The organism is Rossellomorea sp. H136 (genome assembly GCF_056838065.1).
The window spans coordinates 4787491-4813524 of sequence record NZ_CM166371.1; the positions used below are offsets into that span (position 1 = coordinate 4787491).

Below are 26034 nucleotides of genomic sequence, written 5' to 3' on the forward strand. Positions count from 1 at the left end.
TCTATTCTGTGAACGATCCTTCAAGGTTTTTCAATTCATCTGTATAGCCTTGCTCACTTGCTCCCCAGCCATCTACATGCTCGTGTAATTGATCTGTCGTGATCGTTTCTTCAGGCAATGCTTCTTTCTCAATAAAGACCGGCTCAAGCTTTACTTTCTCAGGTGTATCTTGACCACCCAGCTTTTGATATAAGAAACGCACCTGCACGCGGCCGATATCTTTCGGGTCAACGGCTGCCGATGCCACCCACGGGCTTCCCTCTTTTTGAATGATTTGCAGGTCTTCATCACTCATGTCGATTCCATATACTTTGATTTCTTCTCTCCCTGCCGCTTCGATTGCCCGGACGGCGCCTTTCGCAAATTCATCCCAGGCAGCCCAGACAGCATCGATGTCACCTTTATTCGGGTACTGTTTCAGAATCGCCTCCATTTGTGCCTGTGTATCGAGTGCTGTATTTTGAGTAGCTGCTCCAAATGCTGCCACCTCTTTAATGTCGGGATTTCCCCCTAAAAACTCCTGATAGGCCACTTGGCGTCTTTCCATCGGTGCAAATCCCGCAACCCAAATCTTCACGATCTCACCCTTACCGCCAAGCTCATCTGAAAGCTTCGTCAAGGTTTGTTCAGCCATTTGCTGATCCCCCTGTTCGAGGACCGTCACCTCTTCTGCTGCAACATCCGCATCAAACACGACAACCGGTATGCTTTGTCCCTTCGCCTTTTCCACCCCTGATTGCAGTGCTTCTTTCGTCCCATGATCGATAAGGATCCCATCAAACTTTTGATTGATGGCCGCATCCAGGTTAGAAGACATTTTTGCCAAATCTCCTTCAGACGTAAATACTTGAACCTTTCCACCAAACTTCTCTACCTGCTCTTTGACACCTTCTATGTATTGAGCGGAAAATGTCCCTAAATTGATTTGCATAATTAGGGCAATCTTTTTATTGGCTAACGGATGATCAGACGTTGCTTCCTTCTTATCTCCACTGTCTGCGTCCGCCTCCTGGGATACCTTTGGCTGACAAGCCACTAAACTGAAAATAAGTGCGAGTAATACGAGTAATGATGTCGTTTTTTTCATCTTTCTTTTCTCCTCCCGAGGTGATATACCTCAATTTTTCAAATAAAAAAACCCCTTTTCCCAAGAGAAAAGAGGTTTATATATAAATAAACGTACTCTTATCACTCAGGAAATTCTTCCTGCAGGTTTTAGCACCTTTCCGTGTGTACGGTAGGTTGCCGGGCGTCATCGGGCCAGTCCCTCTGCCAACTCTTTATAAGAGATTATGAAATTTGGTATAGTTCGCTTTCGCTATAATCGATATATTAACGATATGTGGGAATATTGTCAATATTCTTTTTAGGAATTTTCTATAGAGGATTAAAGAAGAGTTGACAAAATTTTTCTTAATTTTTCTTAAATTACCCAATATAACAAAAAAACCGCCCTCCCAAACCAGGGAGAGCAGTTCCGAAAGAAATCTTATTTCTCACCATACGCAAGTGATGCTTCCACGAAGTCTCTGAATAGAGGCTGCGGACGTGTCGGGCGTGATGTGAATTCAGGGTGGAACTGAGATGCGACGAACCATGGGTGGTCGCTTAGCTCGATGATTTCCACAAGACGGCCATCAGGGCTTGTGCCTGAGAAGATGAAGCCGGCTTTTTCCATTTGCTCACGGTAGTGATTGTTGAATTCGAAGCGGTGGCGGTGACGCTCGTAAACCACTTCTCCATCATAGGCCGTATAGGCTTTTGAACCTTTCGTCAGCTTACATGGGTATAGTCCAAGGCGCAGTGTTCCACCAAGATCTTCGATGTCCTTTTGTTCCGGTAACAGGTCGATGACCGGGTATGGCGTTTCAGGATCCAACTCAGCAGAGTGAGCTCCTTCAAGACCGAGGACATTACGTGCATATTCTACAGATGCCAGCTGCATTCCAAGGCAGATTCCAAGGAAAGGAATCTTGTTTTCACGGGCATATTGAGTCGCAGCGATTTTCCCCTCTACTCCACGGTCACCGAAACCGCCTGGTACAAGGATTCCATCTACATCCGCCAGTTTTTCTGCTACGTTTGCGCTGTCGATCAGCTCAGAGTTCAACCATCTTACTTCAATGTCGCTATCGAAATGATAACCGGCATGACGAAGGGCTTCCACAACTGAGATATATGCATCCTGCAACTCTACATATTTCCCTACCAGGGCGATTCTTGTTTTACGAGACAGGTTTTTCACGCGATCAACGAGTTCATTCCACTCGGTCATGTCTGCTTCGTGGCAGTTAAGTTTCAAGTGCTGACATGTGATTTCATCAAGCTTTTGATCCTGAAGCGCAAGTGGTACAGAGTAAAGCGTGTCTGCATCCATTGCTTCGATGACAGCATTTTTATCAATATCACAGAATAACGCGATTTTGTCTTTCATGTCTTGAGTCATTGGCATTTCTGTACGCACGACGATGACATTTGGCTGGATACCTAGACTGCGAAGCTCTTTTACGCTATGCTGAGTCGGTTTTGTTTTCATTTCACCCGCTGCTTTGATGTAAGGTACAAGAGTACAGTGGATGTACATCACGTTGTCACGGCCTACATCGCTCTTGATCTGGCGAATCGCTTCAAGGAATGGTAGAGATTCGATATCCCCGACCGTTCCACCGATTTCCGTGATCACGACATCTGAATTCGTCTCGCGTCCAGCGCGGTATACGCGTTCTTTGATTTCGTTGGTGATGTGTGGGATAACTTGTACAGTACCACCAAGATAATCACCGCGACGCTCTTTTTTCAGTACAGTTGAATAGATTTTACCCGTTGTCACAGAGCTATATTTCGTCAGATTAATGTCAACGAAACGCTCATAGTGACCTAAGTCAAGATCCGTTTCCGCACCATCATCTGTTACGAATACTTCACCATGCTGATAGGGACTCATCGTTCCCGGATCCACGTTGATGTATGGATCGAACTTCTGGATCGTGACACTCACTCCACGGTTTTTCAATAGTCTTCCAAGGGACGCTGCTGTGATCCCTTTCCCTAGTGACGACACTACGCCGCCTGTTACGAAAATATACTTAGTCATGTATATGTCCCCCTTCAAAGTAAGTTTGGTTCAAAAAAAGTAGAGGGTGTCTATTGTAGGTATGTCATGAATTTATCTTGTTCAAAGAAGGACAAGTCCATTCTCTTAATATAAATTCATCTGCATAATCCAGTTAAAAGACAGCCTCTTATTATCAATATACATAAAAATGTAAGGGGTCTTAAAGAATCGATCCGCCACACATAAAGGAATAGACAATACCCTGTTACGGCAAAGCTTTCTTCTTATAAAATAAAAAAAGCCCCACTTACAAAACATGTAAGGGGAGCATTGTATACATAATTCGTCCTTTTTTAAGGAGCCCAAATAAAATACTACCTTCCTCAAAGAAAGAAGTCAAGTATAGAATGATGAGGGAATTTTCAATCAATAGCATCACTCGGTGCACAAGGTTCAAGACCATAAAAAAACCTATCAAAAAGGCAAAAAGCGCTTTTTGATAGGTGCGTCTGATGTTTAACTGAGGTGAAGATTACTTATCGTCCTTTTCCTCATCAAGATCTTCTTCTTCTTCTTCTTCTTCTTCGTCTTCATCGAATTCATCGATTTCAAGTTCTTCCTCGTCTTCATCGATGTCCAGATCTTCATCTGCATCGTCGTCAACGGCATCTACATCGTCATCATCTGTCAGATCATCGTCATCGTCCGTGTCATCAAGATCATCATAATCAAGATCTTCATCGTCCAGGTCATCGAAATCTTCAAGATCTAAATCTTCATCGTCTTTTTTCTTCGCTTTTTTCTTTTTGCTGGATTTCATCGTTGGAACGGTTTCTTCCTCGATTTGATCCACCGGATACCATTCTCTTAATCCCCAACTGTTATCGCCCATCGCAATAAAACGTCCCTCGACATTAAGGTCCGTGTAGAATTGAAGTAAGCGGCTGCGAACCTCTTTTTCAGAGATTTCAAGCAAACCTTTAATTTCTTTGACTACGTCTTCGAAAGGCATCGCTTTCTTTTTCTCTGTTAAAATCTCATGTGCCAACTCAATGAATGATGTTTGACGTAATTCTTCTTTGGATAACTGCTTAAGACTCAATTAACGCACTTCCTTTCTCTATTTCAGACTCTACTAAGTAGAGTAAAAAAGGGCAAAATTTCTCCATTATCAATTTTAACCATATTCATCATTATAAACAATAGAAAAGACTTTATGCTATACCTATCTGGTTTTTCTTGCATTTTTTTCACAACTGGCGTCAGGAGGGTCTGCTGCTTTCCCATTTCTCTTCTTTTTCTCCGTTTCGAATCACACGGAAGGCTTCATAGAAAAGATAGAAAGAGAGTAGAAAAAAAGGAATCGCTCCTAATTGCAATTGATATAGAAGTACTGCAGCAAATATGATGATGGCTAATAGTATATAACGAAAAATGGTCTTCACAGTCTCACATCCAAACGTATGTATCGTTCTTATCCTCTCACTAATCTGACAATTTTCATTATATAGGAAATGATACCTGACTACTATTAAGATCGTGTTAAAATTGGTTGATTTTGTTTAAAGGATAGACGATATTTGGATTTTTTAAACTTGTTGAGTTATTTTTATTCTCGACTATTCTCATAAACTTTATCGATCTTAAAAAAAGCGAGTAGTGGTTGATTTCCGCGTGGCGTGAGTTGAGCCTCCTCGGGCTTTGCCCTGTGGGGGTCTCAACTTTCCCGCTATCCCCGCAGGAGTCGAGCACCTGCAGCGAGAATCAACTTAGCTAACATTACTTTCTAATCACAAGGCAGACCTATTTATTATAGAAAACAGTCTTAATAAAACACAACTCCCCCATCGCTATGAATATGTCCATTGATCATCATATAGATTGCCCGCCTAGAGAAAGAGACCACTGCACCCCTACAGTAGTCTCCACTTCTTCATGATTTCTTTACATATTACGGCGATACTGTCCGCCTACTTCGTAGAGGGCGCGTGTTATTTGGCCGAGACTGGCTACTTTTACTGTTTCCATGAGTTCTTCAAAGATGTTTCCTCCGTTCACTGCAGCTTGTTTTAAGCGGGTCAGTGCTTCTTCGGATTGATCTTTATGTTGTGATTGGAAGTCTTGCAGGTTATGGATTTGTGTTTCTTTTTCTTCCTTCGTTGCACGTGCAAGTTCCATGCTGTCCATTTGTTCTTCTGAAGGTGGAGTTGGATTCAGGTACGTGTTCACTCCCACAATTGGAAGTTCTCCGGAATGCTTTTTCATTTCGTAGTACATGGATTCCTCTTGGATTTTCCCTCGTTGATACTGAGTTTCCATCGATCCAAGTACGCCTCCTCGATCATTCAGGCGATCAAATTCGGTCAGAACCATTTCCTCCACCAGATCGGTCAGCTCTTCTGCGATGAACGATCCTTGAAGCGGATTTTCATTTTTGGATAATCCGTGTTCTTTCGTGATGATCATCTGGATCGCCATGGCACGGCGGACGGATTCCTCTGTAGGTGTCGTGATAGCTTCATCATAGGCATTGGTATGCAGGGAGTTACAGTTATCCTGCAGGGCCATCAAGGCTTGAAGCGTAGTACGGATATCGTTAAAGTCAATCTCCTGGGCATGAAGAGAACGACCGGATGTTTGAATATGATACTTCAGCTTTTGACTTCTCTCATTGGCGCCGTATTTATCACGCATCACCGTTGACCAAATGCGGCGGGCCACACGGCCGATCACCGTATACTCGGGATCCAGACCGTTCGAGAAGAAGAACGATAAGTTTGGTGCAAACGCATTGATGTCCATTCCGCGACTTAAATAGTATTCTACGTAAGTAAACCCGTTCGCCAGTGTGAAGGCAAGCTGTGAAATCGGATTGGCTCCCGCTTCTGCAATATGGTAGCCGGAAATCGAAACAGAGTAATAGTTTCGTACTTTATGATCGATGAAGTACTGCTGAATGTCACCCATCATGCGAAGGGCGAATTCCGTTGAGAAGATACAAGTATTTTGTCCTTGATCTTCTTTTAAAATATCTGCCTGCACGGTACCACGGACGACTTGAAGGGTTTGTTCCTTCACTTCCACGTATTCTTCCACTGTCAGGACTCGGCCAAGCTCCTCTTCCTTCATGCGGATCTGCTGATCGATCGCCGTGTTCATATACATGGCAAGGATGATCGGTGCCGGACCATTGATCGTCATGGATACCGACGTAGAAGGCGCACATAGATCAAAGCCGGCATACAGCTTCTTCATGTCTTCAAGTGTACAGATGCTCACTCCGCTCTCTCCGACCTTACCGTAAATGTCCGGGCGGTGATCCGGATCTTCACCATACAAGGTTACAGAGTCAAAGGCTGTACTCAGGCGTTTCGCATCATCATCCTTAGATAGATAATGGAAACGGCGATTCGTCCGTTCAGGTGTGCCTTCCCCTGCAAACTGACGCTTCGGATCCTCCCCTTTTCGTTTAAAAGGAAACACTCCTGCTGTGTATGGGAACGACCCTGGAACATTTTCTTTATATACCCAATCCAGAATCTGACCGTAGTCTTTATATTTCGGAAGGGCCACTTTCGGGATATTAAGCCCCGATAAGCTCTTTGTCTTTAACTCGGTGACGATTTCTTTATCACGGATTTTTGTGATGAATTGATCTTTGCTGTAGGTCTCTTTTAAAGAGTCCCATTTCTCTAAAATCTGTTTCGATTCTGTTGTTAATTTATTTTCGACTTCATCTTTCAACGTCTGAAGAGATGTAACGACCCCATCATTCGTTTCCTTTTCGTTAACGGCTTCGATTGTCCCTTCTAATTGGAACAATCTTCGGGCGAGATTCACCTGCTCTTCGGCTTTTTTATGATAGTTCCGGACCGTTTCCGCAATCTCCCGCAGATAGTAACGGCGATTGTTTGGAATGATGACGTTTTGCTTTTCCACATCCACGTCTTTGGAGAAACTCGTTTTCCAATCAAGTTCCATTTTATTATTCACGGTTTCAACGATCGCTGCAAACAAGGCATTCGTACCTGGATCATTGAACTGACTGGCAATCGTTCCGTATACCGGCATCTCATCTAAGTCTTTATCAAAAAGCAAATGACTGCGCTGATACTGCTTTTGCACTTGACGTCTTGCATCCTCTGAGCCTTTGCGCTCAAATTTATTGATTACTATAAGGTCGGCAAAATCAATCATATCGATTTTCTCAAGCTGGGACGGAGCACCGAACTCACTTGTCATCACATACATGGACATATCACAGATTTCAGCGATTTCCGCATCTCCCTGACCGATCCCGCTCGTTTCAACGACGATCAGGTCATAGCCTGCCGCTTTGACCACATTGATGGCATCCTTGATGGCCAGTGAAAGCTCTGTTTTCGACCCACGGGTAGCAAGACTTCGCATATAAACACGAGGGTTGAAGATGGCGTTCATACGAATGCGGTCCCCAAGAAGGGCTCCTCCTGTTTTCTGTTTCGTAGGATCAATGGATAGGATCGCGATCTTCTTTTCAGGAAGCTCGTTGATGAATCGACGGATCAGCTCATCCGTCAAGGAACTCTTCCCTGCTCCACCCGTTCCTGTGATCCCTAGTACAGGAACTTTTTTCGCTAAGTTCTTTATCTCAGAAAAAACGGTTTGGGCCGTCGCCGCCACTTCTTCATTCGCCCCGACTTGATACTCGGCAAGTGAAATCAACTTCGAAACCGTGTTCACACTCCCAGTCGAAAGCTTTTCAACCTCTTGATTCACACTTCCCTTGATCGTCGGGAAATCACACTCCTCGATCATGTTGTTGATCATCCCTTGAAGACCATGCTTTCGACCGTCTTCCGGTGAGAAGATACGGGCAATCCCGTATTCGTGCAGCTCCTTGATTTCACGTGGGATGATGACGCCCCCACCCCCGCCATAAATGCGGATATGAGACGCTCCTCTTTCTTTCAAAAGATCATACATGTATTTGAAATATTCAACGTGACCTCCCTGATAGGACGAAATCGCGATTCCCTGCACATCCTCTTGAATCGCAGCATTGACGACTTCTTCCACGGAGCGGTTATGACCTAAATGGATAACCTCTGCTCCACTTGCCTGGATAATCCGACGCATTATGTTGATCGACGCATCATGTCCGTCAAACAGACTCGAAGCCGTGACAAAACGAACATGGTGCTTTGGTTTATAAATTTCAACCGTGCTCATATTACTCCCCCTGTTCTCCCTTGTTTTTCAAACCCTTTGACGCCTGCAAAAGTGAGTTCGATTTGAAGATTGATGTATTCATCGAGTGTAAAACGCTTCTGCATTGCCCAACGACGGAATCCCCACATCTGTCCCTGGACGAATACATTTTGAGCCAGCATATGGATCTGATCTTCATCAAGCTCAAGCTTTCCACTCTCGACACAGCCTACGATGAGATTTTCCACCATCCCCACCATTTCAAGTTCTTTACGCAGTACATATGGAAGTGCGTCCTTCGATAAAGATTTCGCCTCCTGATACATGACGAGGACTTCATCCTGCATACGATCCATCACTTTAAAATAATGAGCGATGCCAAGCCTTAAGCTCTCAAGTGTCCCTTTTCCGACATCCAGCTCCTCAAGCTCCAACCGAACCTGCTCATAGATGCTGTCACACACTAAATACAGGACATCTTCCTTTGTTCGAATATATTCGTATAGCGTCCCGATACTGAATCCGGCGGCCTTTGCGATCTCTCTAGTCGTGGTGCGATGAAACCCCTTTTGTTTAAATAGAGAGACGGCCCCACGAATCATCTGATCACGCCGCTTTTCTACTAAACGCTCATCCTTAACCGAAGCATGAACTTCCCTCTTCTTATTCAAAACAACCGACCGCCTTTACTATCCATTTCTCCCATTGACCTGAAGTCCAAAACCACCTGCTCTATCCCCAACAAAGCAGACCAATCTATCTCTCTAACCACATATCTATACATACCGGGTCTGGCACCCTAAAGTCGCATGCAATAATACGAACCCCTCTACGCTGAAGCATAGTAGAACCTATCAGGTGCCTGACACGCTTCAGGACGACCAAGAGATCTCTCAAAGAAATCCCCTACAAAGTACCCTACTTCGTCACCATCCGAGAAATAACCAACCTCTGAATCTCCTGCGTCCCCTCATAAATCTGCGTAATCTTCGCATCACGCATATAACGCTCTACCGGATAGTCTTTTGTATATCCATATCCACCAAAGATCTGAACAGCTTCCGTTGTCACTTTCATCGCTGTATCCCCGGCCATCAGCTTCGACATCGCCGATTCTTTTCCGTACGGAAGACCTTCTGACTCCAACCAGGCAGCTTGATAGGTTAGTAGACGGGAAGCTTCGATGGACGTCGCCATATCGGCAATCTTGAATGAAATTCCTTGGTTCGCTGCAATCGGCTTCCCGAATTGCTCACGCTCTTTTGCATAATCGACAGACGCATCAAGTGCCCCTTGCGCAATCCCGACCGCCTGTGCAGCAATTCCGTTACGTCCGCCATCAAGAGTCATCATGGCAATCTTGAATCCATCGCCTTCGTTCCCTAGCATGTTTTCTTTCGGTACCTTACAATCTTCAAACACGATCTCAGTCGTTGGAGATGAACGAATCCCCAGCTTCTTCTCTTTCTTCCCTACAGAGAATCCTTCAAATTCTTTCTCTACGATGAACGCACTCGTTCCACGCTGACGCTGAGAAGGATCTGTCAAAGCAAATACGATGTACGTATCGGCAATTCCACCGTTCGTGATGAAAATTTTAGAGCCGTTCAATACGTAGTGATCACCTTCTAAACGAGCCGTCGTTTTCATACCGCCGGCATCAGATCCTGAACCAGGCTCAGTCAATCCGTAAGCCCCGATTTTTTCACCTTGCGCCATTGGACGAAGGTACTTCTGCTTTTGCTCTTCTGTACCGAATTTATATACTGGCCAGCCTGCTAAAGACGTATGAGCGGAAAGAGTCACTCCTGTAGATGCACATACTCTTGATAGCTCTTCAACAGCGATACAGTATGCCAGGTAGTCACTCCCGATTCCACCGTACTCTTCCGGCCAAGGAATCCCCGTCAGCCCAAGCTCAGCCATCTTCTTAAACAAATCCATATCAAAGCGCTCTTCCTCATCACGCTCGGCAGCAGTCGGCGCCACCTCATTCCGCGCAAAATCACGCACCATCTTACGTATCATTTCATGCTCTTCCGATAACTTAAAATTCATCTCAATTCCCCCATATCATAAATGTATTACAGTACCGGGTCTCTCACCTTAACGAGGCGAGCAAAGAAACAAACCCCTTTTCCCCACTAAACCTCTCAATCAAGATAAGGTGCCAGACACGTTTCAGAATATGTGCACACGTACACTCTTCCAAGATCTCAAGCTCACCAATCAAACTAAACCAACAAATTCTTCCCAATCACCATTCTCTGAATCTCACTCGTACCCTCATAAATCTCCGTCACCTTCGCATCACGGAACAAACGCTCAACCGGATATTCTTTTGTATAACCATATCCGCCGTAGACTTGAATCGCTTCGGTCGACACTTCGACCGCTGTTTTAGAAGCAAATAACTTTGCCATGCTTGCTTCTTTTGCACAGGAAATGTTGTTTGAACGAAGATTTGCCGCACGGTACACAAGAAGCTTCGATCCTTCAACAGCCGTCGCCATATCGGCAAGCTTAAATCCAATGCCTTGCTGGGCTGCGATCGGCTTACCGAATTGTACGCGCTCTTTGGCATAAGCGGTGGAATAGTCGAAAGCCGCTTCAGCAATCCCTAATGCTTGTGCTGCGATCCCGATCCTGCCGACATCCAGATTAGCCATGGCGATTTTGAAGCCTTCCCCTTCTTGACCCAGAAGGTTTTCAACCGGGACTTTCATATCTTCAAAGGTCAACTGAACCGTTCTTGAACCGTTGAGACCCATTTTATGTTCGTCTTTTCCAATCACAAGGCCCGGTGTATCTTTCTCTACGATGAAGGCTGATACTCCCCTGCTTCCTTTTGACGGGTCCGTTGCAGCAAAGACAATATACGTATCCGCTTCGCCACCATTTGTAATAAAGACTTTTGAGCCATTTAATACATAGTGATCGTCACGTTTTTCGGCTTTCGTTTTCAAGCTTTTCGCATCCGATCCTGCACTTGGTTCCGTTAAGCAAAAAGCGCCTAAATATTCCCCGGTCGCAAGCTTAGGAAGATACTTTTGTTTCTGATCCTCGTTTCCGAAATATAGAATCGGATTTGTTCCTACTGAAGTATGCACAGACAGGATCACCCCGATGGTTGCGCTTACTTTAGACAGCTCATGAATGGCAATGATATAGGATGTGAAATCCATTTCAGAACCACCATATTTCTCAGGAATCGTGATTCCCATCAGGCCAAGCTCAGCCATTTTGTTCAAAATCTCCCTCGGGAATTGTCCCTCTTCCATCTTCTCGATAAACGGCTGGATTTCCGTTTCGGCAAAATCCCGTACCATTTTTCTCATCATCTGTTGCTCTTCCGTGAATCGTAACTCCATGAATGGTTCCTCCCTGATGTTCGTCGTTATTACTCGTATGAATAGAAACCGCGGCCTGTTTTACGTCCTAACCAGCCTGCTTTAACATATTTTCTAAGTAGCGGGCATGGGCGATATTTGTCATCACCGAAGCCTTCATGCAGTGTTTCCATGATGTATAGGCATGTATCAAGTCCGATGAAGTCTGCAAGAGTGAGAGGACCCATTGGATGATTCATACCGAGCTTCATCACTTCATCGATCGCCTCTTTACTCGCGACTCCTTCATACAGCGTATAGATCGCTTCATTGATCATCGGCATAAGGATACGATTTGAGACGAATCCAGGAAAATCTTCTACTTCAACCGGTACTTTGTGGAGGGATTTCGTCATGTCTTCGATCACTTGATACACTTCATCCGTTGTTGCAAGGCCACGAATGATTTCAACTAGTTTCATGACCGGTACCGGGTTCATAAAGTGCATTCCGATTACTTGCTGGGGACGCTTTGTCGCTGCAGCGATTTCTGTAATCGGTAGTGATGAAGTGTTAGAAGCAAGGATCGTGTGCTTTGGTGCAATCTCATCCAGTTGAGCAAAGATTTTTGTTTTGATATCCATGTTTTCAACCGCTGCCTCGATGACAAGGTCTACTTGCTTCGCGTCGTGAATATCGGTTGAAGCCGTTAACCGGTTCACTGTAGCTGTTCTATCTTCTTCTGAAATTCTTCCTTTTTCAACGGAGCGCGTCAGATTCTTTGTGATCACGCTGATGCCCTTTTGTACAAATTCCGCTTTCAAATCGTTCAGGTAGACGTCGAATCCTGCTTGCGCACACACTTGAGCGATCCCTGATCCCATTTGTCCTGCCCCGATGACCATTACTTTTTTGATGTTCATTATTTTCTCCCCTTTGTTATAGCTAACACTAGTAAACTAGTTGGATTCGTTTGTAATTGAAGTTGTGGCTGATCACATTTATGCGTGCCAGGTATAAATTAGCCGTTTTGTATTGGTACAATCCTATCGCCCTACTGCTTCGCGACCTCTATCATAATCGCATCCCCTTGACCACCGCCGCTGCAGATCGATGCAATTCCTACACCGCCTCCGCGACGCTTCAGTTCGTATGCCAGTGTCAGGATGATACGTGCTCCGCTTGCTCCGATCGGATGACCAAGGGCGACTGCTCCACCATTCACATTGACTTTTTCCGGATCTAACCCGGCGATTTTCCCACTTGTTAATGCAACAGCTGCGAATGCTTCATTAATTTCAAACAAGTCAATTTCTTCAAGTGATTTGCCTGTTTTCTTCAGCAGCTCATTGATGACGAGTCCCGGTGTTTGCGGGAAGTCCTTTGCTTCAACGGCAATTGCTGTATGTCCAAGGATAGTAGCTAATGGCTTCTTTCCTTCTTTTATGGCTCTTTCTTCGCTCATGAGTACCATTGCTGCCGCACCGTCGTTGACCCCTGGTGCGTTCCCTGCTGTGATCGTTCCTTCTGATCCGAAGACCGGACCTAATTTGGCCAGAGCTTCGATGGACGTTTCTTTGCGTGGGGCTTCATCTTTACTGACTACTACTGGTTCCCCTCTACGCTGTGGTACTTCCACCGCGACGATTTCTTCCCCCAGAATACCTGTATCTGTCGCTTTAAGAGCGCGTTCATGGCTTCTAAGTGCCCACCCGTCCTGCTCTTCTCTTGATAGTTCAAATTCCTTCGCTGTTTCATTTCCGTACGTTCCCATGTGAACATTGTTGAAGCTGCACGTTAATCCGTCATGAACCATTAAGTCCTTCACTTGGGAATCCCCCATCTTGAAGCCCCAGCGAGCTTTCGGAAGGATGTACGGTGCATTTGACATGGATTCCATTCCCCCCGCCACGATCACCTCGCCGTCACCTGAACGGATGATTTGGTCACCCATTGTCACACTGCGCATTCCTGAAGCACATACCTTGTTGATGGTTTCCGTTTTGACGTTCCACGGTAATCCTGCATGACGGGATGCTTGTCGGGACGGGATCTGCCCCTGCCCCCCTTGTAGTACAGATCCTAGGATCACTTCTTCTACCTCTTCACCTTTTATTCCTGATCGTTTCAGGGCTTCCTTCACGGCAAAACCGCCCAGCTCTGAAGCTGTAAAACTGCTTAAGGCTCCACCGAATTTACCGAATGGCGTTCTTGCTCCATCTAAAATAACCGTTTTTCCCATCTCAATCGCTCTCCTTTATATATGAATGATTTGATTCGACAAAAACAAATTGTATACGCTTTCAACTGTTCTTAAAAAAATAGGACTTACTTATATTCGACTGAACGCTCGCTCAACCAGTCCCCAAAAGAGAAGGGACAGATTTCGTCCCTTATATACCTTTATTGTACTTCATATTAGGATAGAACGTAATGATTTTTTAGAAAGTTTTTATTTTTCTTTTAATTATATTATTGTAGAAAAACAATAGGAGTGAAACGCAGGTAGAGGCTTTTGTTTCACTCCTGATTCTTCAACTACTGAGAAGCAGACTTTTCATTATTAAACAGATAATATTCTTTTTACGATGCAGCTGGCTGATCTTTTTGATCGCCACATACCGCTTTTTCAAGGATTTCTGCCACATCCTGAGTAGAGACGGTTTCTTCTACTTCCTTCGCTTTCGTTCCATCAGATAGCATCGTTAGGCAGTATGGACAACCCGAGCTGATGACCGATGGGCTGACCTCAAGTGCCTGCTCTGTACGGGAAACGTTCACGCGGTGACCTGCGTCTTCTTCCATCCACATGAGTCCTCCACCCGCTCCACAGCACATGCCTTTTTCACGGTTACGTTCCATTTCAACCAATTTCACGCCGGAGATCGATTTCAGGATTTCCCGTGGTGGATCGTATACTTCATTGTAACGTCCCAGGTAACAGGAATCGTGGAAGGTGATCGTTTCATTCACTTCGTATTTCGGCTTCAGACGCCCTTCTTTTACCAGGTCATATAGAAGCTCTGTATGGTGATACACTTCCGCTTCCAATCCGAAGTCCGGATACTCATTTTTGAAAATGTTATACGCATGTGGATCGATCGTAATAATTTTCTTGATTTCATTCTTTTCGAATTCGGCGATGTTTTGACCTGCAAGCTCCTGGAATAGGAACTCATTACCGAGTCGGCGTGGTGTATCACCGGAGTTCTTTTCTTTGTTACCTAAGATTGCGAATTTCACGCCTGCTTCATTCAGCAGCTTGGCAAAGGATAACGCAATTTTTTGACTTCGGTTATCGAATGAACCCATGGATCCAACCCAGAATAAATATTCAAAGTCTTCTCCCGCTTTTTTCATTTCTTTCACCGTAGGAATATGAACGTCTTCTCTCGCTTCACGCCAATTTTCACGTTCTTTCCGGTTCAGACCCCAAGGATTCCCTTGGCGTTCGATATTTTGCATCGCGCGTTGTGCATCTGCATCCATCTTTCCTTCTGTCAGGACCAGGTAACGGCGAAGATCGATGATTTTATCCACATGCTCGTTCATGACTGGACATTGATCTTCACAGTTACGGCACGTCGTACATGCCCAGATCTCTTCTTCTGTGATGACGTCTCCGATCAGGCTTGGACTGTACGTAGCTCCAGCAGCCGCTTCTTCCGCTGCTTGAGTGGCACTCGCCATCGCCAGCTGATTCCCTTTAGTGCCATTGAATGCAAATGTCGGCACCCAAGGTTTTTTCTGCGTAACGACCGCACCATGATTGGTCAGATTATCACGCAGCTTGACGATTAAATCCATTGGGGAAAGCATTTTCCCTGTTCCTGTTGCAGGACACATATTCGTACAACGACCACATTCCACGCAAGCGTAGAAATCGATCATTTGATGTTGCGTGAACTCTTCAATCTTCCCTACCCCGAAGCTTTCCGCTGACTCATCTTCAAAGTCGATGGGCTTAAGCTTTCCAGGGTTGTCTAATCGATTGAAGTAGACATTCGCAGGACCTGCAATTAAATGGGCGTGCTTGGATTGTGGAACATATACAAGGAAAGCCAGTAAGAATAGTAAATGGATCCACCAGGCCACATAGAAGATGACGATGGAAGCTGTTTCTCCTATGGCTCCAAGTGCTCCTGCAATGAGTGACGCTACAGGCTCTGTCCAGGCAAGCTCTTCACCGTGCCAGATAAGGCCCATTCCGTTCCCTACAAGGACCGATAGCATTAATCCACCGATGAATAGGAGAACCAATCCTGATTTAAATCCTCTTTTTAAACGAACCAACTTCTCCACATAGCGTCGATGGAAAGCCCAAACAACCGCTACCAGGATCATCAGTGTGACAAGCTCCTGGAAGAACGTGAATCCGGGATATAACGGTCCCAGTGGTAAGTGACTACCCGGTGCCAGTCCTTTCCAGATGAAATCGATGGCTCCGAATTGAACTAATATGAAGCCGTAGAAGAACATGACATGGATCGCTCCACTCTTCTTATCCTTCAAGAGCTTCTTCTGTCCGAAAACATTGACCACGATCTTCTGGAATCGTTCTTTGAATCGCTGGTCGAACTCTACTTTCTTTCCGAGCTTAATATATTCAATTCTCGTCTTTACTACATACACAAACAGACTAAGTGCGTAAACGGTCACAAGAATAAATGCAACCCAATTGAAAATGAGTAACCCATTCATTGAAAAACACTCCCCCTTCTTTGGTTCGATTGAACTTCCCCTTTGTTCAAACTTTTACAAACCAAATTAATATTCTGAATAGTCCATATATCCATTATATTATGAATGAGCATTCAGTCAATGGTTTTTACCAAGAAAAATGAAAACCTTTACATGAATAGTCATTCATTCCTTGGAAGCAACCAGGACTTTTTGTCCCCCCTATAGGTTTCAATATGAATATTTAAGGTAAAAGAAGAAAGAGTGCAAAGTAGGTAAGGTTTAAGGGCATACTAATGCCAATGCAGATGAGAGAGTGATTATATGTGGTGGTTCATCCTACTGTTCATAATAGTTGTTGTCATAGGCTGGTTAATGATCGACTTTAAGCTGGGGAGAAGTCGTTTCATCCGGACACGGACAAGAAGAGATTATGAAAAACGAAACAGCAATATTAAGTTATTTTCCAGAGGTCCCGAGCTTTTCGATCAAATGTTTAAAGAAATGAAAGAAGCCAAGTCTTCCATTCATGTTTTATTCTATATCGTACAAGATGACCACTTTGCTTTACGGTTTATGGAATTACTGAAGGATAAAGCAAAAGAAGGCGTAGAGGTCCGCCTGTTAATGGATCAGATCGGAAGTCATAAAGTACCTAAATCAAAAATAAAAATGCTACGTGACGCAGGTGTGGAGGCAGCCTTCTGCGAAAAGGTGCGCCTCCCCTTCCTCTTCTTCTCCTCTCAACAGCGTAACCACCGAAAGATCACGGTGATCGATGGCAAGATTGGATATCTGGGAGGTTATAACGTCGGGAAAGAATATATTGATGAAAATGACAAACCCGAGCTTTCTCCTTGGAGGGATTACCATCTTCGTTTAGAAGGGGAAGGTGTGCTCGATTTACAAACAGAATATTGCATCGATTGGTTCAGAGCGACGAAAAAGGATCTGAAAGACGAAACGAAATACTTCCCTTCGGCTGAAAAAGGAAGCATTCCCCATCAGGTTTTCCCGACAGAAGGAGTGAATATCGAGGATTTCTTCAAAAATTTCATCGATGAAGCCGAGAAGGAAATCATCATTGGGACTCCTTATTTCATTCCCACCCCAATTTTAATGGAGGCACTATGTGATGCATTGGAACGGGGCGTTATTGTAAGGATCATCACTCCAAATTATGCCGATCATATGTTAGTGAAGGAGGCAGCATTCCCTTACTTTAGAACCTTACTGACTAAAGGGGCAAAGGTGTACCAGTTTATGAACGGTTTTTACCATGCGAAGGTAATGATCGTAGACGATCATTTCTGTGATTTAGGTACGGCCAATTTTGACAAAAGAAGTTTCTTTATTAATCTTGAAATTAACAATCTTATTTTCGACAAAGAATTTATTCACACATTGAAAAAAGAAATGGCAAAGGATATGGAAGCATCCGACATGCTGAGCGAAAGCGATCTTGGAAATGTTTCCTTGCTCACCCGTATAAAAGAGCGTGTCGCTTCATCCATTTCAATCTTACTTTAGGAGGATATCACATGAAAGTCAGATTGGGGTTCGTTGCTAATTCCCTTTCCTTATGGGACGCGAGCCCTGCCAAAACCATGACCTTCAAACGATATTCTGTTCTTCCCAAAGAGGAACGAATGGATCGTTTGAAGGAAGTAACAAGATTAAACCTGGAACATACGAAACGCATACTGTATCTGTGTGCAGCTCATGAAATTGAAGTGTACCGACTCTCAAGCTCGCTTGTTCCATTAGCTACTCACCCGGAAGTGGAATGGGATTTCCATACTCCTTTTAAAAAAGAATGGAAAGAACTTGGGGAACTGATCAAGAAGTTTGGAATCAGGGCAAGCTTTCACCCCAATCAATTCACTTTATTCACTAGCCCCAAGCAGCATGTCACTGACAACGCCGTGAAGGATATGGTCTATCATTACCGCATGCTTGAGTATATGGGGATTGAGGATAGCTCTGTCATTAACATTCATATTGGTGGAAGCTATGGTGATAAGGAAGAAACGCTGATACGTTTTCATGAGAATCTGAAAGACCTCCCGACTAAGGTGAAAGAGATCATGACCTTGGAGAACGACGACAAAACCTATACGGTAGAAGAAACATTAGGTGTTTGTCAAAAAGAAAACATCCCCATGGTCCTTGATATCCACCATCACAAGGCCAACCTTAGTGAGCGGCCTTTAGAAGATTATCTTGAAGCGATTTTTGCTACATGGGAAAAGAGAGATCTCGTTCCAAAAATACATATTTCCTCGCCTAAATCGGAAAAAGCATTCCGCTCTCACGCTGATTTGGTCGATGCGGGCTTCGTAGAGGGGTTTTTCAAATCACTCACGACGTTTGATCAGGATGTTGACTTTATGATTGAAGCAAAGCATAAAGATTTGGCCATGCTGAAACTGATAGAGGACCTCTCGACGATTCGGGGAGTGAAGCGGATTAGTGGCGGTGCGTTGGAATGGTAGAGGGAAAGATGAACACGCTGTTGTTCGTCTTTTTTTTGCCTATTCCAGGAACCGGTAACTTTCAAGATCGTTGGAAGCCACCGGAAATGGAATCGATTCCCATGTAAATTTTATTTAAAGACCGATTCGATCCAAGGCTGAATTGATGTGAAGGCTTTAAATCCAAGATAAATGCCTACGATTCCTGCAATTCCTGCCAAGGCAGGCGGTGCAGGAATCGGAAGCTTGAATAAAGCAAAAATAAATCCAACCAGGAAACCGGTCACAATTGCTAAGATAACTGTTTTCATAACATCCTCCTGAACAATATGTCTACTTTTATTATACGTAAAAGCTGGAGAAATATAAGAAAAAAGGTCCACCCCGAGGGACGGACCTTCTTCATCTATCGTCATTACATTTTTTCCGGAGCGGCAACTCCGATTAATGCAAGAGCGTTTTGTAATGTGACTCGAACCACTTTTACAAGAGCCAGACGAGCCGTTGTAAGTTCACGGTTTTCTTCGTCAAGAACCTTATTGGCATTGTAGAAGCTATGGAAAGCTGATGCCAAGTCGTTAATGTAATTTGCTATACGGTGAGGTGTACGTTTCTCCGCTGCATCGGCAACCATTTGTGGGAATTCACCTAGTTTTTTCAGTAAATCCACTTCTTTTTCCGTGCCGATCAGCTTTAAGTCAATCTTATCTTCGGAAGCGAGTCCCTGCTCCTCTGCTTGACGAAGAATGCTGCAAATACGCGCGTGGGCATATTGAGCATAGTACACTGGATTTTCATTTGATTGGGATACCGCTAAGTCCAAATCAAAGTCCATATGCGTATCCGCACTTCTCATGGCAAAGAAATAACGGACTGCATCCAGGCCGACCTCTTCTACAAGCTCACGTAAAGTGACTGCTTTACCTGTACGCTTACTCATCTTCATCTTCTCACCATTTTTATAGAGGTGAACCAGTTGAATCACTTCTACTTCTAATTTCTCACGGTCAAAACCAAGTGCTTCAATCGCCGCTTTCATACGAGGGATGTATCCGTGGTGGTCAGCACCCCAAATATTGATCAGCACATCGTGTCCGCGTTCGAATTTATCCTGGTGATAGGAAATATCCGGAGTCAAGTACGTGTATGTTCCATCATTCTTGATGAGAACACGGTCCTTGTCATCGCCAAGTTCAGTCGAACGGAACCAGGTTGCGCCTTCCTCTTCATAAACGTGACCATTGTCTTTTAGTGTTTTTAGCGCAGCGTCAATTTTACCGTTTTCGTAAAGGGATGTTTCAGAGTACCACACGTTGAATGGCACACGGAACATTTCCAGGTCCTTTTGAAGCTTGGCCATTTCGATCTTCAGCCCGTACTCACGGAAGAACTTGTAGCGCTCTTCGTCACTTACTTCCGCATATTTCGAACCGAATTCTTCCGCTAGTTTCTTTCCGATTCCGATGATGTCCGCCCCATGATATCCATCTTCAGGCATCGCTTTGTCTTCTCCAAGAGCTTGGAAATAACGGGCATCGACGGAAATCGCCAAGTTATGAATTTGGTTTCCTGCATCGTTGATGTAGTATTCACGCGTGACTTTATAGCCGGCTTTTTCAAGAACGTTACATAGGGAATCACCTACAGCCGCTCCACGGGCATGCCCAAGATGAAGGTCACCTGTCGGGTTGGCAGATACAAACTCGACGTTCACTCTCTCGCCATTCCCCGCGTTAGATTGACCGTATTCCTGGTTTTGATCAAGAATCAATGGAATCAAGTCGGTCAGGTATTCATTGTTCATGTAGAAGTTAATGAATCCAGGTCCTGCGATCTCCATTTTTTCAATTGATGCCTTGGACTGGTCGAAGTTCGCCATTATGTCATCTGCAATCATGCGCGGCGCTTTTTTCGCTACGCGTGCAAGCTGCATCGCCATATTGGTAGAGTAGTCCCCGTGGGATTTTTCTTTCGGGACTTCTAAAATAACATCAGGAATCTGATCCTCTGTTGCGAGTCCCGCTTTCAGAACCGCTGCTTTTATTTCGGATTTCAGGTTTTCTTGTACTTTTTCGACAATATTCATATCGCTATGCTTCCTCCTTATAGTGAATGGACATAACATAATCCCCTACTGGACTATCTTGCATCTTTAACTCGTAAGAAAGGTTGAAATCCCCTTCCAGTTCGGAGTTACTTTGTGTATGTGAAAGTTTCTTTGTTTTGGTTGTAAGTAAGAGAGTACCCATCTGGCTTTCATATGAACCATTTTGTTCCTCCCGTTCGTTAAAGGCCATTCTCATTTTCACTGCACCGCTTCTGAGAATAAGAGCTTGTTGATCCGAGACTTTAACAATCGTATGGGTGGTTCCTTCCTCTTGCACCTCATCGTACTTCAGGAAAACGGCATCTCCTTTTTCATAGTATCGACCAAATGATACCAATTCAAAAGAATCACTTTCCTCTCCTATTGTGATTTTGGTTTTCAAGTGAACTTTGACAGGGGTGTAATCTGTTTTTGCCGTCAAACCACTCACATCCTTTTCTATTTTAGGGTCCGATCAAGTGATAGGTCCGTCCCTCTTTTAGACGTCCCTTCCTTCTAACTAATTAAGTATAAGAAGTATTGTGGGAAATTGCAATGGAACACGGGGAGTTTTCCTTTTCCGGAGTGGATGTAAGCGGATTTATGGTAAAAGAAAAGCCTCTTCTGTCAAAAGAAGAGGCTTTGGGAATTTATTTTACCCAGCCCAGGAGCATTTCGCGAATCAGCTTACTTGCTGTATTGGCTGTTTGCTCGGACGGATCATAGATCGGGGCTACTTCTACAAGATCTGCACCTACTACATCCACGTCAGAGTGAGCGATGGCATGGATCGATGCCAGTAATTCTTTAGACGTAATCCCCCCGCAATCCACGGTTCCTGTACCAGGAGCGTGGGCAGGGTCTAATACATCAATATCGATCGTCACGTACACAGGACGTCCTGCAAGCTGAGGAAGAATTTCCTTCAATGGCTCAAGTACTTCAAATTTCGAGATGTGCATGCCGTTTTCTTTCGCCCATTGGAATTCTTCTTTCATACCGGAACGGATTCCGAATGAGTAGACATTCTTTGGTCCGATATGCTCAGCGATTTTGCGGATTGGAGTTGAATGAGATAATGGCTCTCCTTCATACTCTTCACGAAGATCCGTGTGAGCGTCCATATGAATGATTGCAAGGTCCGGGTATTTCTTAGCGACTGCTTTCATTACTGGCCATGAGACCAAGTGCTCTCCACCCATTCCAAATGGGATTTTCCCGTCTCCAAGAAGACCGTCGATATAGTCTTCAATCATATCAATGCTTCGCTGCGGGTTACCGAATGGCAATGGAATATCCCCGGCATCAAAGAATTTCACTTCTTCAAGCTCACGGTCTAAATAGGCACTGTACTCTTCTAAACCGATCGATACCTCCCGAATACGGGCCGGGCCAAAACGGGAGCCCGGGCGGTAACTTACCGTCCAATCCATCGGCATACCGTAAAGAACTACCTGGCTGTCTTCATAAGAAGGATGACTCTTAATAAACACATTACCTGAATAAGCCTCATCAAAACGCATACTCTTCAACCTCTCTTTTTAGAGGGACGGACCTCTAGAAGGTGCTTAACACCTTCTGAAGGCCCGTCCCTATCCAATTTGAACTATTTTCATTGAAATTTGAGGTCCGTCCCTCAAATTTTCTTTATTTCGTCAGGTCTTTAACGAATTTAGGAAGGGCGAATGCTGCTTTGTGCAGTTCTGGCGTGTAGTATTTTGTTTCGATTTCATGGAAACGGTCTTCCGGCACTTCGATTGGGTCGTGCTTTTTCGAACCGATGGTGAATGCCCATAATCCGCTTGGGTATGTCGGGATATTCGCAGTGTACAGACGTGTAATCGGGAAGATTTCCTTTACATCGCTTTGTACTTGGCGAATAAGATCTGCTTTGAACCAAGGATTATCACATTGAGCGACAAAGATCCCGTCTTCTTTCAGTGCTTTCGAAATTCCTGCATAGAAACCTTTTGTGAATAGGTTTACTGCTGGACCGACCGGCTCAGTCGAGTCAACCATGATCACGTCATATTCATTCTCACTTTTCGCGATGTGCATGAAGCCATCGTCCACTTGTACGTCAACACGCTCGTTTTCCAGTTCCCCAGCAATCTCCGGTAGATACTTCTTAGAATACTCGATTACTTTTCCGTCGATTTCAACAAGTACCGCTTTCTTCACGCTTGGGTGTTTTAACACTTCACGGATTACGCCACCGTCTCCGCCACCGACAACTAATACTTTCTCAGGATTAGGGTGAGTGAATAAAGGCACGTGAGCTACCATTTCGTGATATACGAACTCGTCTTTTTGGCTTGTCATCACCATTCCATCAAGGAATAGCATGTTACCCCACTCTTCTGTCTCTGCCATTTCAAGATATTGAAAATCCGTTTGCTCTGTATGTAAAGTTTTCTTGATTTTCATCGTGATTCCGAAGTTTTCTGTTTGTTTTTCTGTGTACCAAAGTCCACTCATTGTTTCAACTTCCCTTCTTGTTTTTTGTTGATTTTTCCGCAATTTCCGTTCTTCGCTATAAAAATCATATACCACTAGTTTGAGTTTTCACACGTTCATCTCAGGACAAAATAGATCACTCAGTTAAGCGAAAGCCTGTAATGACGGGCTTTACTCCTATTTATAAAAACGTCCGCAACAGACGTCATTTTTATCCTTCCCTATCATGATAAATACAAACATGAGAAAAAGTATAGTGGAATCTAGCAAAATTTCAAGTGAAATTTTTTCTAAATCTTTGACGTTTAAAAACTCGTAAAACTTTTCATACTGATACTATACGCTAAACATAATATAGGATGTTTACTATTGTCTAAATACAAATCAAGGTCCGTCCCTAAACTTACGGACCTTGGGAGGAGAAGGTGGGGAGAGGTATGGAACTGATGGCACGAATGGAGAAAACAAAAAAGTATGCCAGAGTGGCAGTCGTTGCAGGTTTATTGGTTACGGTCCTGATTCTTGGTGGGCTGATCGGAGTTTTAACATACGCTAAAATCCAGGGACCCCCTCCGCTTGCCGTGCCTCAATCCACTTTGCTCTACGGTGAGGACGGTTCGGTTATAGGGGAAACGAATACAGGAGAAAAACGATATTGGGTGAGCCTGAAAGAAATCTCCCCTGCGCTCATTGAAGCGACCATCTCCATTGAAGACAAAAGCTTCTATCAGCACTATGGCTTCGATATCAAACGTATGGCGGGAGCAGCACTTGCCGACTTGAAAGCCATGGCAAAGGTGCAAGGAGCCAGTACCATTTCCCAGCAGTATGCTCGTAATCTATTTTTATCCCATGACAAGACATGGAAAAGAAAGATTTCAGAAGCCCTCTATACGATTCGGATTGAGATGAACTATTCTAAGAAAGAAATTCTGGAAGGCTATTTAAATACCATCTATTATGGACACGGAGCCTATGGAGTCCAGGCAGCGAGTCAATACTATTTTGGCAAGGATGCCAACCAATTGACCGTAGCCGAAGCTTCGATGCTTGCAGGCATCCCGAAAGCACCGACGTACTATTCTCCCGTCGCCAATATGGAGAATGCCAAGAAGCGCCAGGAACTGATCCTTAAGTCCATGACCGAGGACGGCTTCATTACAAAAGAACAACAGGCAGTTTCAAAGGCAGCTCCGATTACCATAACAGGCGAACATGCACACCATAAGGCAAAAACGGCTCCATATTTTCAAGACGTTGTGAAAAGCATTCTGCGCTCTGACTTAGGCATAGAAGAGCGGACTATTGAAATGGGCGGACTGAAGGTATACACCACCCTTCATCCCAATCATCAAAAAGTGGCAGAAAAAGTCGTGAAGGATCAAATCCCTGATGAATCTGATATTCAACTGGGATTTGTATCGATGAACCCTAAAAATGGTTATGTAACAGCGCTTGTCGGTGGAAGAAGCTATGAGGAAAGCCCATTTAATCGTGCGGTTCAGGCCATTCGTCAGCCGGGATCAACGATTAAACCGCTCCTGTACTATTCTGCCCTGGAGCAAGGTTTCACCCCATCAACGACGATGAAAAGTGAGTTAACTTCATTCACATTTGATGATGGCAAAGCGAAATACACACCTCACAACTACAACAATAAATATGCAGGGGATGACATCACCCTTGCTCAGGCCATTGCTCTTTCCGATAATGTGTACGCAGTGAAAACCCACCTTTTCATTGGTCAGGATACCTTAACGAAAACAGCACAAGATACATTTGGATTAACAACAAAGGTAAAAAAGTATCCTTCCTCTGCACTCGGTACTTCAGGGGCAAGAGTCATCGATATGGTCAACGCCTATAATATCTTCGCAAACGGAGGCTATAAGGTAAAACCGGTATTCATTACACGTGTGGAAGACTGGTCCGGTAACATCATTTACGAAAATAAATCTGAAAAAAAACAGATTTTGGACCCTGATCAGGCGTACGTCATGACACATATGCTGAGTGGTATATTTGATCCAAAGCTCAATGATTACTCCACGGTAACGGGGATCCAGATCCGGAAAGACGCCACCCGTCCCTATGCCGGAAAATCAGGTACCACCAACACAGATAACTGGATGATCGGCTACTCACCTCAGCTCACTGCAGGGGTGTGGACCGGATATGACAAAGAAAAAGAAATCTCCCTGGTCGACGATAAATATTTAGCCAAGAAACTCTGGGTGAATTTCATGGAGGAAGCGCTGAAGGATGAACCCGTTAAAAATTTCAAGCCAACGAAGGGTGTCGTCGGCGTAGCCGTAAACCCCCATAACGGGAAACTGGCCACAGAGGACTGTCCCGTGCAGCGCTTCACGTACTTTGTAAAAGGAACCGAACCTACAGAATACTGTCATGACCACCTGGGTGAAAATGAAGCTCCGAAAGAAAAGGCACCAACGAAAAAAGAAGAAAAACCTTGGTATGAAAAAGTGAAGGATTGGATTTTTTAGCAGAAAAGCGGAAGGGGCTCGCTATGGGGCGACAAGCATAAGACGAGTAACCCGGAAAGGCGTTCTTTGCCTTTTTGGGTTACTTGGCTTATGACCTCGAGCCCCAAGCCCCTGGAGCTGGACATGTAGAAAAGCGGAGGCGGCTTGGGCAGTCAGAAAAGTCGTGATCACAATTTGGCGCAACAAAGTTCAATAGTGGCACAAGTTTGCCGGAAAGTGGCACAACAAATCCCAAAAGTGGAACGAGTTTGCAAGAAAG

The 26034-nt window shown here is 44.5% G+C and carries 19 protein-coding genes and 1 riboswitch; of the genes, 3 read left to right on the forward strand and 16 right to left on the reverse strand.

Going from position 1 to position 26034, the window contains the following annotated elements; all coding sequences use genetic code 11:
- Position 1 precedes the first annotated feature (1 nt).
- From ACYH0O_RS23980 to ACYH0O_RS24030, 11 genes are all read right to left on the reverse strand, one after another.
- Positions 2–1087: a sugar ABC transporter substrate-binding protein gene (locus tag ACYH0O_RS23980; RefSeq protein ID WP_482630616.1), complete on the reverse strand. Its 1086-nt coding sequence runs from the start codon at positions 1085–1087 to the stop codon at positions 2–4.
- A 95-nt stretch (positions 1088–1182) separates the two neighbouring features.
- A riboswitch (SAM riboswitch) is annotated at positions 1183–1289 on the reverse strand.
- 200 nt (positions 1290–1489) lie between these two features.
- Positions 1490–3094 (reverse strand): CTP synthase, encoded by a 1605-nt coding sequence (locus ACYH0O_RS23985; protein ID WP_149154826.1) that lies wholly within the window; start codon positions 3092–3094, stop codon positions 1490–1492.
- Positions 3095–3587: 493 nt separating this feature from the next.
- Positions 3588–4157, reverse strand: coding sequence for a DNA-directed RNA polymerase subunit delta (gene rpoE, locus ACYH0O_RS23990; RefSeq protein ID WP_482630617.1), 570 nt, complete (start codon positions 4155–4157; stop codon positions 3588–3590).
- Positions 4158–4317: 160 nt separating this feature from the next.
- Positions 4318–4500: a hypothetical protein gene (locus ACYH0O_RS23995; protein WP_482630618.1), complete on the reverse strand. Its 183-nt coding sequence runs from the start codon at positions 4498–4500 to the stop codon at positions 4318–4320.
- A gap of 499 nt (positions 4501–4999) precedes the next feature.
- On the reverse strand, positions 5000–8266 hold the full coding sequence (gene icmF / locus ACYH0O_RS24000; protein ID WP_482630619.1) for a fused isobutyryl-CoA mutase/GTPase IcmF: 3267 nt from the start codon (positions 8264–8266) through the stop codon (positions 5000–5002).
- The gene (locus ACYH0O_RS24005) at positions 8263–8916 is read right to left on the reverse strand and encodes a TetR/AcrR family transcriptional regulator (RefSeq protein WP_262481640.1); all 654 of its coding nucleotides are present in this window, start codon (positions 8914–8916) and stop codon (positions 8263–8265) included. Before ACYH0O_RS24005 ends, icmF begins: the two co-directional genes overlap by 4 nt.
- A gap of 247 nt (positions 8917–9163) precedes the next feature.
- Positions 9164–10303 (reverse strand): acyl-CoA dehydrogenase, encoded by a 1140-nt coding sequence (locus tag ACYH0O_RS24010; RefSeq protein ID WP_482630620.1) that lies wholly within the window; start codon positions 10301–10303, stop codon positions 9164–9166.
- A 176-nt stretch (positions 10304–10479) separates the two neighbouring features.
- Complete coding sequence (locus ACYH0O_RS24015; RefSeq protein ID WP_482630621.1) at positions 10480–11616, reverse strand: acyl-CoA dehydrogenase; 1137 nt, start codon at positions 11614–11616, stop codon at positions 10480–10482.
- Positions 11617–11645: 29 nt separating this feature from the next.
- On the reverse strand, positions 11646–12497 hold the full coding sequence (locus tag ACYH0O_RS24020; protein ID WP_482630622.1) for a 3-hydroxybutyryl-CoA dehydrogenase: 852 nt from the start codon (positions 12495–12497) through the stop codon (positions 11646–11648).
- 131 nt (positions 12498–12628) lie between these two features.
- A complete protein-coding gene (locus ACYH0O_RS24025; RefSeq protein ID WP_482630623.1) occupies positions 12629–13816 on the reverse strand; it encodes an acetyl-CoA C-acetyltransferase in 1188 nt (395 codons plus the stop codon).
- A 341-nt stretch (positions 13817–14157) separates the two neighbouring features.
- Positions 14158–16275, reverse strand: a complete 2118-nt coding sequence (locus ACYH0O_RS24030; RefSeq protein WP_482630624.1) for a 4Fe-4S dicluster domain-containing protein — start codon at positions 16273–16275, stop codon at positions 14158–14160.
- 303 nt (positions 16276–16578) lie between these two features.
- Here ACYH0O_RS24030 and cls point away from each other — a divergent pair, with 303 nt between their 5' ends.
- Together cls and uvsE are read left to right on the forward strand one after the other, a co-directional pair.
- Positions 16579–17784, forward strand: a complete 1206-nt coding sequence (cls, locus tag ACYH0O_RS24035; RefSeq protein ID WP_482630625.1) for a cardiolipin synthase — start codon at positions 16579–16581, stop codon at positions 17782–17784.
- Between the two features lie 11 nt (positions 17785–17795).
- A complete protein-coding gene (uvsE, locus tag ACYH0O_RS24040) occupies positions 17796–18749 on the forward strand; it encodes a UV DNA damage repair endonuclease UvsE (RefSeq protein WP_482630626.1) in 954 nt (317 codons plus the stop codon).
- A 110-nt stretch (positions 18750–18859) separates the two neighbouring features.
- Here uvsE and ACYH0O_RS24045 read toward each other — a convergent pair whose 3' ends face one another.
- The 5 genes from ACYH0O_RS24045 to speE form a co-directional block, all read right to left on the reverse strand.
- Positions 18860–19039, reverse strand: a complete 180-nt coding sequence (locus ACYH0O_RS24045) for a XapX domain-containing protein (RefSeq protein WP_149154837.1) — start codon at positions 19037–19039, stop codon at positions 18860–18862.
- Positions 19040–19143: 104 nt separating this feature from the next.
- On the reverse strand, positions 19144–20814 hold the full coding sequence (gene argS, locus ACYH0O_RS24050; RefSeq protein WP_482630627.1) for an arginine--tRNA ligase: 1671 nt from the start codon (positions 20812–20814) through the stop codon (positions 19144–19146).
- A gap of 4 nt (positions 20815–20818) precedes the next feature.
- On the reverse strand, positions 20819–21256 hold the full coding sequence (locus ACYH0O_RS24055) for a YwiB family protein (protein WP_482630628.1): 438 nt from the start codon (positions 21254–21256) through the stop codon (positions 20819–20821).
- Between the two features lie 208 nt (positions 21257–21464).
- A complete protein-coding gene (gene speB / locus ACYH0O_RS24060) occupies positions 21465–22337 on the reverse strand; it encodes an agmatinase (RefSeq protein WP_149154840.1) in 873 nt (290 codons plus the stop codon).
- 124 nt (positions 22338–22461) lie between these two features.
- Positions 22462–23292, reverse strand: a complete 831-nt coding sequence (speE, locus tag ACYH0O_RS24065; protein WP_149154841.1) for a spermidine synthase — start codon at positions 23290–23292, stop codon at positions 22462–22464.
- A 416-nt stretch (positions 23293–23708) separates the two neighbouring features.
- Between speE and ACYH0O_RS24070 the strand changes: the two genes are divergently transcribed.
- Complete coding sequence (locus ACYH0O_RS24070; RefSeq protein WP_482632655.1) at positions 23709–25775, forward strand: transglycosylase domain-containing protein; 2067 nt, start codon at positions 23709–23711, stop codon at positions 25773–25775.
- Positions 25776–26034 lie beyond the last annotated feature (259 nt).